Here is a 13,833-nt window from a genome sequence, read left to right as displayed (position 1 = left end):
CCATGAGCAGCCAGATCATTCCCGTCGAACCCTTTGACTATGTCGTCTTCGGCGGCACCGGCGATCTTGCCGAGCGGAAGCTCCTTCCTGCCCTCTACCACCGCCAGCTCGATGGCCAGCTGACCGACCCGACACGCATCATCGGCGCATCACGCACCGCGATGACGCACGAGGAATATCGCCAGTTCGGCCGCGCGGCGCTGAAGGAACACCTGAAGGCCGGCGAGTACGACGAGGCGCAGGTCAAGACGTTCACCGACCGCCTTTTCTACATTTCCGTCGATGCCAAGAGCGATCAGGGATGGGACAAGCTGAAGGCGCTGCTGGACGAGGCCAAGGATCGCGTCCGCGCCTTCTACCTCGCCGTCGCCCCCGGCATCTTCGGCGCTATTTCCGAGAAGATCCGCGACCACAAGCTGATCACCAAGACCACCCGCATCGTGGTGGAAAAGCCGATCGGCCGCGACCTCGCCTCCGCACTGGAACTGAACGACACGATCGGCAAGGTTTTCAAGGAAGAGCAGATCTTCCGCATCGACCATTATCTCGGCAAGGAAACCGTGCAGAACCTGATGGCGCTGCGCTTTGCCAACACGCTGTACGAGCCGCTGTGGAATTCGTCCTATATCGACCACATCCAGATCACCGTGGCCGAAGCCGTCGGCCTTGAAAGCCGCGCCGGCTACTACGACACCGCCGGTGCGCTGCGCGACATGGTGCAGAACCATATTCTCCAGCTGCTTTGCCTCGTCGCCATGGAGGTTCCGCCATCTATGAATGCGGAGGCTGTACGCGACGAGAAGCTGAAGGTTCTGCGCGCGCTAAAGCCGATCACCGCAGCCAATGTCGAGAAGATGACGGTGCGCGGCCAGTACAAGGCCGGTGCGTCCGCCGGCGGTCCGGTCAAGGGCTACCTCGAAGAGCTCGAAGGCGGCGTTTCCAACACCGAGACCTTCGTCGGCATCAAGGCCGAGATCAACAACTGGCGCTGGGCGGGCGTTCCCTTCTACATCCGTACCGGCAAGCGCATGGCGACCCGCATGTCGGAAATCGTCATTTCCTTCAAGCCGATCCCGCACTCGATCTTCGACGATGCGGCCGGCCGCGTGGAAGCCAACCAGCTGATCATCCGCCTGCAGCCCGACGAAGGCGTCAAGCAGTCGCTGATGATCAAGGACCCCGGCCCGGGCGGCATGCGCCTGCGCAACGTATCGCTCGACATGACGTTTGCCGAGTCGTTCAACGCGCGCAGCGCCGACGCCTATGAACGCCTGCTGCTCGATGTGATCCGCAACAACCAGACGCTGTTCATGCGCCGCGACGAAGTGGAAGCCGCGTGGCGCTGGGTCGATCCGATCCTCAAGGCCTGGGACGAAGTGGGCCAGAAGCCGCAATCCTACACCGCCGGCACCTGGGGTCCGAGCCAGGCGATCGCGCTCATTGAGCGTGACGGCCGCACCTGGCACGAGGTGGTCTGAGCCATGACCGCCACTCTCCACAGCTTCGGGACCCCGGCAGAGCTTGCCGAAAACCTGGCGAAGACTGTCGCCGCTACCCTTTCGGCCGGTATTTCCGACAACGGGGCGGCATCGATTGCCCTGTCCGGCGGCTCGACGCCCAAGGCCTTTTTCAGAGCGCTTTCGAATGCGCCGCTCGACTGGACCAAGGTCACCGTGACGCTGGTGGACGAGCGGTTCGTCGCGCCGGACAACGATCGCTCCAACGAGAGGCTGGTGCGCGGCAACCTGCTCACGGGCGCGGCTGCGACCGCCGTCTTCGAGCCACTCTACTACCCCACGGCCACGGCCGAGGAGGCAGCGGCGACCGCGACCAAGCAGACGGCCGGGATCGGCCGGCCCTTCGACGTGGTGGTGCTGGGCATGGGCGGCGACGGGCATACGGCCTCGTTCTTTCCCGGTGGATCGCGCCTTGCCGAGGCGCTGGACCCGCAGACCCCGCGCGGCGTGATGACCATGCAGGCGGATGGGGCCGGCGAGCCCCGGCTGACCTACACGTTTACGAGCCTGCAGGATGCGCGGCTTCTGGTGCTGCATATCGAGGGCGACGCCAAGAAGACGGCGCTGGAGACGGCGCAAGGCGACGGTCCGGAAACGGACATGCCGATCCGCGCCATCCTGCGCCGCGCCGCCTCGCCGGTCGCGATCTACTGGGCTCCGTAAAAGGAGCGCTGTAACGGAGGCTGGCGCCCAGAAAGGCGCCGTTCCGGTCACCGGTCTGTCGCGCAGACATGAAACAACCGGCGCGCATTCGCGCCGATACCGATGATCCACATCTGAGACAGGGGCCTAAGAGGCCCCGGAAGGATAGGCCATGACCGTCGATCCCCGCATCGCAGCCATCACCGCCCGCATCGTCGAGCGCTCCAAGCCATCACGGGAACTCTACCTGCACCGTGTGCGCAACGCCGCCGCCAAGGGCGTGCACCGCTCCGTGCTCGGCTGCGGCAATCTCGCGCACGGCTTCGCGGTCTGTTCCCCCTCGGAGAAGGTCGCGCTGTCGGGAGACACCGTGCCCAATCTCGGAATCATTACCTCCTACAACGACATGCTGTCGGCCCATCAGCCGTTCGAGACCTATCCGGCGATGATCCGGCAAGCCGCAGCGGACGCGGGCGGCATCGCGCAAGTGGCCGGAGGCGTACCCGCCATGTGCGATGGCGTGACGCAGGGGCAGCCGGGCATGGAGTTGTCGCTGTTTTCGCGCGACCTTATCGCCATGGCCGCCGGCATCGGCCTGTCGCACAACATGTTCGACAGCACCGTCTATCTCGGCGTCTGCGACAAGATCGTGCCCGGCCTGATGATCGCCGCCATGACCTTCGGCCACCTGCCCGCCGTCTTCATTCCCGCAGGCCCCATGACGACAGGTCTGCCGAACGACGAAAAGGCCCGCGTGCGCCAGCTCTACGCCGAAGGCAAGATCGGCCGCGACGAACTGCTCGATGCGGAATCCAAGTCCTATCACGGACCCGGCACCTGCACTTTCTACGGCACGGCCAACTCCAACCAGATGGTGATGGAGATCATGGGCTTCCACATGCCCGGCGCTTCCTTCATCAATCCCGGCACGCCGCTGCGCGACGCGCTGACGCGCGAGGCGACCAAGCGGGCGCTCGCCATCACCGCGCTCGGCAATGAATTCACGCCGGCGGGCGAGATGATCGACGAACGCTCCATCGTCAACGGCGTCATCGGCCTACATGCAACAGGCGGTTCGACCAACCACACGATGCACCTCGTCGCCATGGCCCGTGCTGCCGGCATCATGCTCACCTGGCAGGATATTTCCGAGCTTTCGGACATCATTCCGCTGCTCGCCCGCGTCTATCCGAACGGCTTGGCCGATGTGAACCATTTTCACGCCGCCGGCGGCATCGGCTACCTCATTGGCCAGCTGCTGAAGACCGGCATGATCCACGAGGACGTCCGCACCGTCTTCGGTCACGGGCTTCAGGCCTATGCGATCGACGTGAAGCTCGGCGAGAACGGCACCGTCGCCCGCGAGCGCGCGCCCGATGTCAGCCACGACCCGAAGGTGCTCGCCACCATCGACAAGCCGTTTCAGGCGACGGGCGGCCTCAAGATGCTCACCGGCAACCTTGGCAAGGCCGTCATCAAGATCTCGGCCGTCAAGCCGGAGCGCCACATCATCGAGGCGCCGGCGAAGATCTTCCACGACCAGGCTGGTCTCAACGACGCCTTCAAGGAGGGCAAGCTCGAGGGCAATTTCGTCGCCGTCGTGCGCTTCCAAGGCCCGAAGGCGAACGGCATGCCGGAGCTTCACAAGCTGACGACGGTGCTCGGCATCCTGCAGGATCGCGGCCAGATGGTCGCCCTCATCACCGACGGCCGCATGTCCGGCGCCTCCGGCAAGGTCCCCTCCGCCATCCACATGACCCCCGAAGCCAAGGACGGCGGCCCGATCTCCAAGATCCGCGAAGGCGACATCATCCGGCTGGATGCCACGACCGGCGAGATCAACGTTCTGGTATCGGATGCGGACCTCGCCGCGCGCGCACCGGCCGAAGCCGATCTGGACGGCAATGAGTTCGGAATGGGCAGGGAGTTGTTCGCGCCGTTCCGGGCGATGACGGGGGCAGCGGAACACGGGGCGAGCGTGTTTTTTCATTAAGCGGTAGCGCCCTTCAAGCAAAGAACCTTGAAGGGCGTTCTCCCTGATATCTCAGTATAGATTTAGGCATCGCGCCACCATAGGGGTAGGATCAGCCTCGACGTTTCTCCAGTCCACCCTACCGGGATGGGTCACAGTCAGAACGATCGGCCCCTCTCCGCCCTTATGTGCAGAACTTGCCCAGCCTCGTCGATTAGACTCTACGAACTGGTCAATTTTCCGATCGGCTCCGACCTTCTTCCGAACCCAAGATCCCGCCGTCCTACCTAGACACAAGATTGCCCGTGGCTGAAGTACTTTAATAACGGCTTCATGAACGGGCCAACATTCCTGTAGAAGCACACTTTTATTGGCTTTTAACAATGTCTCACTCTGAGTCCTGACAAAGATGACGTTGCTAGCCGGCGTCTCTCTCGGATCGAGATGAAGTTTCTTTAGCATATGACATATCCGAGGTTGCATACCCCATGATCCCGGCTCTGCGTCCTCCCAACGCTCATCGATATAGGCCGACCATGGTTCCTCTCGCAGCAAATAGTCCCTGATGTCGCGGCGAACTGTATTACTTCTCTGTCTACTTGCACTTCCACCCGGATTGAGGCCAAGAACGTAAAGCGGCTTGCACGTCGTAAAGGCTGTCATTCCTGTATAGAAAACAGCTCCAGAGGAGTTCAGCAGTTGATCCGAAAGCGCGTCGAGCGCTGTTTTTATTGCAGTATTCACTGATACCCCCTCACCGCCGATACGTCTTCCCCTCCCCGTCAAACAGATGCAGCTTCGCCCGGTCGGCCGTGAACCGCACCCGTTCTCCCCGCTTGATCGGCTGGATGCCGGCGAGTTTGGCGATGATGGGTTCGTCGGGGACGAGGCCTTCGATGTAGAGGAGGGTGACTTCGCCGAGCGCCTCGACGATGGAGACGGTGCCTTCGAAGAGAAAGCTGTCGCCGGTGGTGATCTGGAGATCTTCGGGGCGGACGCCGAAGCTCGCCTGGCGGCCGTTTTCGGTGTCGGGTGTGGGGATATCGAGGATGTCGCGCTTGCCGCCGACGAGTTCGACCGTCGTCTGGGCGCCGGTGGCGACGATCCGGGCGGGGATGATGTTCATGGCGGGCGAGCCGATGAACTGGGCGACGAAGAGGTTGGCGGGACGCTCGTAGAGTTCGAGCGGCGGGCCGACCTGCTCGATATGGCCGCCGGAAAGCACGACGATGCGGTCCGCGAGCGTCATCGCCTCCACCTGATCGTGCGTCACATAGATCATGGTCGTATCGGCCATCTGCTCGTTCAGCCGGGCGATCTCGATGCGGGTGGCGACGCGCAGCGCCGCGTCGAGGTTCGACAGGGGTTCATCGAACAGGAAGACCTTGGGGTCGCGGCAGATGGCGCGGCCGATGGCGACGCGCTGGCGCTGGCCGCCGGAAAGCGCCTTCGGCAGACGGTCGAGATATTGCGTGAGTTGCAGGATGTCGGCGGCGGCGCGGACGCGGCGGTCGATCTCCTCCTTGCTTTCCTTGGCGATGCGCATGCCGAAGGCCATGTTGTCGTAAACCGTCATATGCGGGTAGAGCGCATAGGACTGGAACACCATGGCGATGCCGCGCTTGGATGGCGGCGTGTCGTTGACCTTCTCGCCCTCGATGAACATCTCGCCGCCGGTGATCTCCTCGAGCCCGGCGATCATGCGCAGAAGCGTGGATTTTCCGCAGCCGGACGGACCGACGAAGACGATGAACTCACCTCTTTCGATCGTGAGATCGATGCCGTGGATGACATCCACGGCACCATAGGATTTGCGGATCTTGCGTAGTTCCAGTCCGGACATGTGTCCCTCCCCGTTCACTTCCATTGTGATCGTCAGACGATCCGCGCGAAAAATCCGCTCCAGGCGGGCAATGTAATGCTGTTATCGCCGAGTTCGGAGGCAAAGCCGTGGCCGGTCAGCACATCGAGCCGCTCGGCTGGCCGTTCGACAGATGCCGTCTCGCCGCTCATGTTGAACAAGCAAAGCAGCGTCTCATTGCCATGGCTCCGTTCGAAGCCGAGAATAGGCGCTGCATAGGGCTTGAAAGCGATCTCGCCCTTGGCCAGCGCCTTGTACTGGCGGCGGAAGGCAAGAAAACGGCGGTAGTGGTGGAGGACGGAGCGCATGTCCTGCTCCTGCACCGAGACGGCACGGGCCAGATGCTCCGGCGGCACCGGTAGCCAGGGGCGACCATCGCCGAAGCCGCCGTTCAGGGCATCGGCTTCCCAGACCATCGGCGTGCGGCAGCCGTCGCGACCCTTGAAGTCGGGCCAGAACTGGATGCCATAGGGGTCCTGAAGGTCCGCGAAGGCAAGTTCGGCCTCGGTCAGCGCCAGTTCCTCCCCCTGATAGATGCAGACGGAGCCGCGTAGCGACATCAGCATGCTGGCAAGGAATTTCGCATGCGCGTCATGATCCGCAATGCCCTGCCCCCAGCGGGAGACATGGCGCACGACGTCGTGGTTGGAAAACGCCCAGCAGGCCCAGCCTTCGGGTGCCGCGCGCTCGAAGGCATGCTGCACCTCGGCCACGCGCGCCGGCGTCAGCGGATCGGGCGCCAGGAATTCGAAGGCATAGCACATGTGCATCTTGTCGCCGCCGGAGGTGTACTGGCCGGCGATTTCAAGACCGATCTGGCTGTCGCCCACCTCGCCGACCGCAGCGATTGCCGGATACTCGTCCATGACGGCGCGGAAGCGCTGGAGGAAGGCGATGTTTTCCGGACGGTTCTTGTCGTAGATATGTTCCTGATAATTATAGGGATTCACAGCCGGTGCCGTGTTGGCATTGCGGCGCTCGGGCGCCAGCGCCGGGTTGTCGCGCAGTTCCAGATCGTGGAAGTAGAAGTTTATCGTGTCGAGCCGGAAGCCGTCGACGCCGCGCTCCAGCCAGAACCGCTCGACCGCGATCAGCGCATCCTGAACCTCGGTATTGTGCAGGTTCAGGTCCGGCTGCGAGGTCAGGAAGTTGTGCATGTAATATTGCAGGCGCGTCGGGTCCCACTGCCATGCGGACCCGCCGAAGATCGACATCCAGTTGTTGGGCGGCGTGCCGTCGGGCTTGGAGTCCGACCAGACGTACCAGTCCGCCTTCGGGTTGAAGCGGCTGGAGCGGCTTTCGGCGAACCACGGGTGCTGGTCGGAGGTGTGGGAGAGCACGAGGTCGATCATGACCCGGATTGCCAGGCGATGCGCCTCGGCGATCAGATCGTCGAAATCGGACAGCAGGCCGAAGATCGGATCGACGCCGTTATAGTTCGAGACGTCGTAGCCGAAATCCTTCATCGGCGAGGTAAAGAAGGGCGAGATCCAGATGGCATCGACATTCAGCGAGGCGATGTAGGGTAGCCGGCGCGTGATCCCCTTGAGATCGCCGATGCCGTCATCGTTGCTGTCCTGATAGGAGCGCGGATAGATCTGGTAGATGACGGCGCCGCGCCACCAGTCGCGGTCGGCGGGCAACAGGGCCGAGGTTTGTTCGTTCATGCTCTGGAGGGGGGACAGGCTCATGGGAATGGGTGGGTCCTTAGACGGGGTTCGGGAGACGATGGGTTCAGGTCGTCTGGTCTGGTATCAGCCGCCCTTGACCGATCCCGCCAGCAGGCCGCGCACGAGATAGCGCTGGAGGCTGAAGAAGACGATCAGCGGAATGATGATGGTGATGAAGGCTGAGGCCGTCAGGATTTCCCAGTTGCCACCGCGCGAGCCGAGCAGGTTGACGAGGCGGCCGGTGAGCACGAGTTCGTTATTGCCGGTGCCGAGAAAAACCATGGCAACGAGAAGATCGTTCCAGGTCCAGAGGAACTGGAAGATGGCGAAGGAAGCGAGTGCCGGGAAGGACAGCGGCAGGATGATCTTGACGAAGATGTCGAAATCGCTGGCGCCGTCGACCCGTGCGGATTCCATGATTTCGCGCGGCAGCCCGGCCATGTAGTTGCGCAGGAGATAGATGGCGAGCGGCAGGCCGAAGCCCATATGCGCCAGCCAGATGCCGACATAGGTCTTGGCAGGCACGCCAAGGAAGGCGCCGACGCCGTTATAGAGTTTCAGGAGCGGGATGAGCGACATCTGAAGCGGCACGACCAGCAGGCCGACGACGATGGCGATAAGCACGGTGCGGCCGGGAAACGGCATCCACGCGAGCGCATAGGCAGCAAAAGCCGCGACGAGAATGGGGATGATGGTGGAGGGAATGGAGACCGTCAGCGAATTGATGAACGACGCGCCGATGCCCTCCGCATTCAGGACCTCGCGGTAATTGTCGAAGGTGAAGCGCGAGGGAACGGCTGCCTGAACGAAGATGCGCTGGCCGCGCGAACCTTCCATGGCGACGTCCGAGACGATCTCATAAGTGCCGTCCTCCTGCACGGTCAGGCGCTCGCCGTCGTTGAGCGTCGCGGTCTGGCCGGGCTCGAAGGCGGCCGGTTCCTGCGTGCGGAAACCGAAGGCGGAGACCTTGGCGCTGCGATTGTCGAGCGCGTTGCCGGAGATGACGAATTTGCCGTCGCGCTGCTGCTGCGTTTCCGGTCCGGGCGCGCGCACCGTCAGGTTCTGGCTGGAGGTGGACAGCGCCGTCCACCAGCCGGAGACGGCCAGCTGGTCCTTGTCGCGCAGCGACGAGATGAGGAGGCCAGCTGTCGGGATCGTCCAGAGGATGACCAGCAGAAGCACGGAGAGATGGACGAAGAGAACGAGCGGGGAGCGTTTCGATGCGATCATCTCAGTGTCCCTTCATCTCTTTGGCGGCATTGCGAATGTTCCAGATCATGATCGGCACGACGAGGAGCATGATGACCACGGCGATCGCCGCGCCGCGGCCGAAATCGCCGCCGCCCCGGAACATCCAGTCGAACATGAGATTGGCCAGAACCTGCGTCTGCCATTGCCCGTTGGTCATCGCCAGCACGATGTCGAACACCTTGAGGACGAGGATGGTGATGGTGGTCCAGACCACGGCGATCGTGCCCCAGATCTGCGGGATCATGATCTTGAAGAAGATCTGGAATCCGTTCGCCCCGTCGATGACGGCGGCCTCGACCGTTTCCTCCGGAATGCCGCGCAGGGCTGCCGACAGGATGACCATGGCAAAGCCGGTCTGGATCCAGACGAGGATCGCCATCAGGAAGAAGTTGTTCCAGAGCGGGATTGTGACCCAGGCCTGCGGCTCGAAGCCAAGCGATGTGACGATGGCGTTGAGCAGGCCAATCTGTTCGGTGCCGGCAGCGCGATAATCGTAGATGAACTTCCAGATGACCGAGGCGCCGACGAAGGAGATCGCCATGGGCATGAAGATCAGCGTCTTGGCGATGTTGCCCCACCAGATGCGATCGGTGAGGGCCGCGATGATGAGGCCGAAGAAGGTGGCGAGTGCCGGGACGACGAGCAGCCAGAGGAAATTGTTGAAGATCGACTGGCGGAACTCGCCGTCATTGATCATCCAGGCATAATTGGCGCCGCCGACGAAATTCTGCCCAGCCTTGTCGTGGAAGGAGAGCCAGACCGAGGAGATCACCGGATAGATCAGGTAGATCGTCATGGCGAAGAGCGCGGGGAACAGGAAGAGCCAGGGGCGGATGGCGTTGCTGATGCGCAGATTGCGCGATGCCTTGGCGCCCGATCGACCCTTCGATGGGAAGATGAGGTCGAGGATCAGGTTCGTTCCGTAGAAATAGGCGGCGCAAGCGAGAACGCCGGCCACCATCGTTACCACAGCTATCAACAATTGCTGCATGTTCCCCCCTCTTCACAGCGCCAGGCGTCATACAGGACGCACTCAGGTTCGCTGTAACGCTCTCTACCTGCTGCATAATGTCACCTGAAATCGATTCCGATCTCAGGAATATGCAGGAGCCGCGGCGCGGCCGACCGTCGTCCACCCACAAGACTCAACCCGCGCGCCACTTGCCATGAAGGCTGGCGGCGCGCGACGTCTCGAAACGGTCGTTTACTTGATGCTATCCCAGGACTTCTGGATGTCGGTCGCCACATCGGCTGCCGGCTTGCCGCCGACATAGTCGATCATGCCGGTCCAGAAGGCACCGGCGCCGATCTTGCCGGGCATCAGGTCGGAGCCATCGAAGCGGAAGGTGGTCGCATTGAGGAGAATGTCTCCCTGCTTCTTCATCGGCGCATTGGCGTAGGTGTCGAGGTTCACGCCCTTGTAAGGGGTGAGGAAGCTCGACTGGGCCATCCAGACCTCATGTGCGATCGGCGTCTTCAGGAAGTCGAGGAAGGCACGCGACGCCGGCGTGTCCTTGGTGATCATGGCGAGCGTGCCGGCGCCGAGAACCGGGTTACCGAGATCCGGCTTGCTGGCGTAGGGCGGCATGTAGAAGAAGTCCGCATCCTCACCGACCTTTGTACCCTCCGGGAAGAAGGACGGGATAAAGGATGCCTGATGATGCAGGTAGCACTTCGGCGGCGAGGCGAAGAGGCCCTTCGGGCTGTCGCGGAAGTCGGTGGACGAGACCGCCTGCGTGCCGCCATCGACATATTTCGGGTTCTTGGCAAAGAAGCCGAACTCGTCGATCGCGCCGACGACGGCCGGATCGTTGAACGGAATGGCGTTCGAGACCCACTTGTCATAGGTGTCGGCCGGCTGCGTGCGCAGCATCATGTCCTCGACCCAGTCGGTCGCCGGCCAGCCGGTCGCGCCGCCCGAACCGAGACCGATGCACCACGGCGTGCCGCCGTCCGCGACGATCTTGTCGGTCAGGGCTTTCAGCTCTTCCATGGTCTTGGGCACGTCATAGCCCGCATCCTCGAAGTTCTCGGGCACGTACCAAACGAGCGACTTGACGTCGATCTTGTAAGGGAATGCGTAGAGCGCCTTCTGGCCGTCCTTGCCGGCATAGGTCGAGAGATCGACCCAGGACTGACCTGCCGCGTAATTGTCGAGCAGCCACTTGTCCGTACCTTCGCTAAGGGGCGTCAGGTAGCCCTTGGAGGCGAGGTCGGCGATGAGGCCTGGCTGGGGCAGGATGGCCACGTCCGGCGGCGAGCCCGCCTGCGTGTCGATGACGATCTGCTGCTCGTAATTTTCGGACGACGAATATTTGACGTCGGCGCCGGTGACGTCGCGGAAATAGTCGAGCACGGCTTCGAACAGGACCTGGTCTTCGCCGCGCCAGGGGCCGAAGATGGTCAGCGACTGACCCTTGAGGTCATGACCGGACTTGAAGTCCTCGTAGCTTTTCCAGTTGAACTTGGCGTCTTCGCCCGGCTTGAACTTTAGCTCCGCCGCCGAGGCGGTTCCGGCGATAAGAGCAAGCGCAGCTGCGCCCAGGATCAGTTTGGTCTTCACGTGTTTCCTCCCGAAAAACCGCTGCACCTTGCCGGCATCTTTTCTCGATGGCCGCTTTCAAAGCGCTTTGAGAAGCGTAAGAAATCATTGGTCGAGGCGGCAAGTCAAGAGGTTTTGCATGGCCATCCATCGTAAGTTGTTAATTTGCAATGCAGCGAAGGTTTGCGGTGCGGCAAGGCGAGAACCGTTTTGCGAAGCTACGCCTTTGATGGTAATGAGCAATCACACCGCTTTGAGGAGGATGTCAAAGCGCTTTGGCAGGAGTTCTGGAGGATGGTCGTCAATCTCAGACAGTTGGCCGAGATGCTCGGCCTGTCGCAGACGACAGTCAGCCGGGCGCTGAACGGCTATCCGGAGGTGAATGCGGAAACGCGCGAGCGCGTGCTACAGGCGGTGCGCGATACCGGATATCGGCCGAACCGCGCCGCGCAGCGGCTGGCGACCGGCCGTGCCGCCTCGATCGGCCTTGTGATGACGGTCGCTCCCGACATTGACACGGACGTGCATTTCAGCGCTTTCCTGACCGGCCTTGGGGAGGCTTCCGTTCGTCACGACTTTCATTTCGTCATCAATCCCAGTGCGCCGGAAGAGGAAGAGACGACCTTTCGTCGGCTCGCGGCCAGCGGCAATGTCGATGCGCTGTTTATCGCCTCCGTACGTCGTGACGATCCGCGGATCGAGATGCTGCGCTCGCTGCCGATTCCGTATCTGGTGCACGGCCGGGCGATCGGTCAGGGCGAGGACTATCCCTTCCTCGACATCGACAATGAGGGGGCCTTCTACGAGGCGACGCAACTGCTGATCTCGCTCGGGCACCGCCGCATCGCGCTGATCAACGGACAGGAACACCTGACCTTCGCCATGCGCCGGAAAGCGGGCATGCTGGCGGCTCTTCGGGAAGCGGGGCTGGAAACCCAGGATGTTCTGATCGCCCATGATTTCATGACGGACGAATACGGTTTTCGGGCGACGACGGCATTCCTGGCGGATACCCGGCCGCCGACCGCCATTCTCTGTTCCAGCACGGTCATGGCGCTGGGTGTGGTCCGGGCGCTGAACCGCGCCGGGCTGAAGGTCGGAGACGACGTGTCGCTGATCGCGCATGACGACGTGCTGCCGCTGCTGAAACCGGAACATTTCAACGTGCCGCTGACGACGACGCAGTCTTCGCTGCGGGCAGCGGGCGCCCGCGTGGCGGAACGGCTGATCACCCATGTCCTGAGTCCGGAAGATGCACTGGAGCACGAGGTTTGGCAGGCGGAACTGATCATCCGCGACTCGACCAAGCCGGCGCCGCAGGGCTGACATTCAAACTCTAGAAGCTGGGCGCTTCCACGCCGGCCGCGCGGTGGGCGGCGATGACGGTGTTGGCCATGAGCATGGCGATGGTCATCGGCCCGACGCCGCCGGGGACGGGCGTGATGGTTGCGGCGATATCCTTGCACTCGGCGAAGGCGACGTCGCCGACGAGGCGGGTCTTGCCCTCCCCGCGCTCGGGCGCCGCGATGCGGTTGATGCCGACATCGATGACGGTGGCACCCGGCTTGACCCAATCCGCCTTCACCATTTCCGGCCGGCCGACGGCGGCAACGAGAATATCCGCATTGCGGCAGACGGCGGGCAGATCCCGCGTGCGCGAATGGGCGACCGTCACGGTCGCGTTGGCGGCGAGCAGCAGGGCTGCCATCGGCTTGCCGAACAGGTTGGAGCGCCCAATGACGACCGCATTGAGGCCCGAGAGATCGGCGCCATGGGTCTGGCGAACGAAAACCATCGCGCCGGCCGGTGTGCAGGAGACAAGACCGCCCTTCAGATCGCCGGTCGCGAGCTTTCCGGCATTGACGACGTTCAGCCCGTCCACGTCCTTTTCCGGCCGGATCGACTGGATGATCGGGTCGGAATTGAAATGCGGCGGCAGGGGCAGTTGCACAAGAATGCCATGGATCGCAGGATCGGCATTGAGGCGATCAACAATGGCTGCGAGGTCTTCCTGGGTGGTTTCCTCCGGCAGTGTGTGCTGCACGGACACGAAACCGCATTCCTTGGCCATCCGGCTCTTGGAGGAGACATAGGTGTGGCTGGCCGGATCATTGCCGACGATGACGACGGCAAGCCCCGTCTTGACGCCGTGGCTTTCTTCCAGCGTGCTGGCCGCTGTCTTCACGCGGTCGAGAACGGAGGCGGCTACGGTCTTTCCATCGATAACGGTGCTCATCAGGCCCTCGCGGATGTGGTTCGTCCAGAGGGACATATAGGGCGCGAACGCCGGCAGATCGCCTCAATGCGTCCTAAGCTGTTCTTCGCGAGGATTTCAAGGCCGACAGGGGTCTGCACCGGAAGATCGCTTTCCGGTGCAC

10 protein-coding genes are annotated in these 13,833 nt (G+C 62.6%); 4 read left to right on the top strand and 6 right to left on the bottom strand.

Features of this window, described 5'->3' with window-relative positions:
- Positions 1 to 2 precede the first annotated feature (2 nt).
- The 3 genes from zwf to edd all read left to right on the top strand — a co-directional run bounded on the left by zwf (position 3) and on the right by edd (position 4,152).
- Complete coding sequence (zwf, locus tag GA0004734_RS06450) at positions 3 to 1,478, top strand: glucose-6-phosphate dehydrogenase (protein ID WP_092932206.1); 1,476 nt, start codon at positions 3 to 5, stop codon at positions 1,476 to 1,478.
- Between the two features lie 3 nt (positions 1,479 to 1,481).
- Positions 1,482 to 2,180 carry a 6-phosphogluconolactonase gene (pgl, locus tag GA0004734_RS06445; protein WP_092932204.1) on the top strand — a complete coding sequence of 233 codons (699 nt, stop codon included), beginning with the start codon at positions 1,482 to 1,484 and terminating at the stop codon, positions 2,178 to 2,180.
- Between the two features lie 151 nt (positions 2,181 to 2,331).
- Entirely contained in the window at positions 2,332 to 4,152 is a 1,821-nt protein-coding gene (gene edd / locus GA0004734_RS06440; RefSeq protein ID WP_092932202.1) for a phosphogluconate dehydratase, read from the top strand.
- A gap of 733 nt (positions 4,153 to 4,885) precedes the next feature.
- On the opposite strand, the gene ugpC is transcribed toward edd, so the two are convergent.
- The 5 genes from ugpC to GA0004734_RS06410 all read right to left on the bottom strand — a co-directional run bounded on the left by ugpC (position 4,886) and on the right by GA0004734_RS06410 (position 11,476).
- On the bottom strand, positions 4,886 to 5,974 hold the full coding sequence (gene ugpC, locus GA0004734_RS06430) for an ABC transporter ATP-binding protein (protein ID WP_092932198.1): 1,089 nt from the start codon (positions 5,972 to 5,974) through the stop codon (positions 4,886 to 4,888).
- Between the two features lie 32 nt (positions 5,975 to 6,006).
- Positions 6,007 to 7,659, bottom strand: coding sequence for a beta-galactosidase BglA (locus tag GA0004734_RS06425; protein ID WP_175386464.1), 1,653 nt, complete (start codon positions 7,657 to 7,659; stop codon positions 6,007 to 6,009).
- A gap of 87 nt (positions 7,660 to 7,746) precedes the next feature.
- Positions 7,747 to 8,892 carry a carbohydrate ABC transporter permease gene (locus GA0004734_RS06420; protein WP_092932193.1) on the bottom strand — a complete coding sequence of 382 codons (1,146 nt, stop codon included), beginning with the start codon at positions 8,890 to 8,892 and terminating at the stop codon, positions 7,747 to 7,749.
- 1 nt (position 8,893) lies between these two features.
- Positions 8,894 to 9,904, bottom strand: a complete 1,011-nt coding sequence (locus GA0004734_RS06415; RefSeq protein ID WP_092932191.1) for a carbohydrate ABC transporter permease — start codon at positions 9,902 to 9,904, stop codon at positions 8,894 to 8,896.
- 213 nt (positions 9,905 to 10,117) lie between these two features.
- Positions 10,118 to 11,476 carry an ABC transporter substrate-binding protein gene (locus tag GA0004734_RS06410; protein ID WP_092932189.1) on the bottom strand — a complete coding sequence of 453 codons (1,359 nt, stop codon included), beginning with the start codon at positions 11,474 to 11,476 and terminating at the stop codon, positions 10,118 to 10,120.
- 273 nt (positions 11,477 to 11,749) lie between these two features.
- Here GA0004734_RS06410 and GA0004734_RS06405 point away from each other — a divergent pair, with 273 nt between their 5' ends.
- On the top strand, positions 11,750 to 12,781 hold the full coding sequence (locus tag GA0004734_RS06405; protein ID WP_092932187.1) for a LacI family DNA-binding transcriptional regulator: 1,032 nt from the start codon (positions 11,750 to 11,752) through the stop codon (positions 12,779 to 12,781).
- Between the two features lie 10 nt (positions 12,782 to 12,791).
- On the opposite strand, the gene folD is transcribed toward GA0004734_RS06405, so the two are convergent.
- Positions 12,792 to 13,691, bottom strand: coding sequence for a bifunctional methylenetetrahydrofolate dehydrogenase/methenyltetrahydrofolate cyclohydrolase FolD (gene folD, locus GA0004734_RS06400; RefSeq protein WP_092935989.1), 900 nt, complete (start codon positions 13,689 to 13,691; stop codon positions 12,792 to 12,794).
- Between the last annotated feature and the right edge of the window lie 142 nt (positions 13,692 to 13,833).

This window comes from Rhizobium sp. 9140 (assembly GCF_900067135.1).
Classification (GTDB): Bacteria; Pseudomonadota; Alphaproteobacteria; order Rhizobiales; family Rhizobiaceae; genus Ferranicluibacter.
This window is presented reverse-complemented; position numbering and strand designations above follow the sequence as displayed.

Bases quoted from the DNA above. Each gene is read 5' to 3' on its own strand.
- zwf (WP_092932206.1), top strand. From the start codon at position 3: ATGAGCAGCCAGATCATTCCCGTCGAACCCTTTGACTATGTCGTCTTC.
- pgl (WP_092932204.1), top strand. From the start codon at position 1,482: ATGACCGCCACTCTCCACAGCTTCGGGACCCCGGCAGAGCTTGCCGAA.
- edd (WP_092932202.1), top strand. From the start codon at position 2,332: ATGACCGTCGATCCCCGCATCGCAGCCATCACCGCCCGCATCGTCGAG.
- ugpC (WP_092932198.1), bottom strand. From the start codon at position 5,974: ATGTCCGGACTGGAACTACGCAAGATCCGCAAATCCTATGGTGCCGTG.
- GA0004734_RS06425 (WP_175386464.1), bottom strand. From the start codon at position 7,659: ATGAACGAACAAACCTCGGCCCTGTTGCCCGCCGACCGCGACTGGTGG.
- GA0004734_RS06420 (WP_092932193.1), bottom strand. From the start codon at position 8,892: ATGATCGCATCGAAACGCTCCCCGCTCGTTCTCTTCGTCCATCTCTCC.
- GA0004734_RS06415 (WP_092932191.1), bottom strand. From the start codon at position 9,904: ATGCAGCAATTGTTGATAGCTGTGGTAACGATGGTGGCCGGCGTTCTC.
- GA0004734_RS06405 (WP_092932187.1), top strand. From the start codon at position 11,750: ATGGTCGTCAATCTCAGACAGTTGGCCGAGATGCTCGGCCTGTCGCAG.
- folD (WP_092935989.1), bottom strand. From the start codon at position 13,691: ATGAGCACCGTTATCGATGGAAAGACCGTAGCCGCCTCCGTTCTCGAC.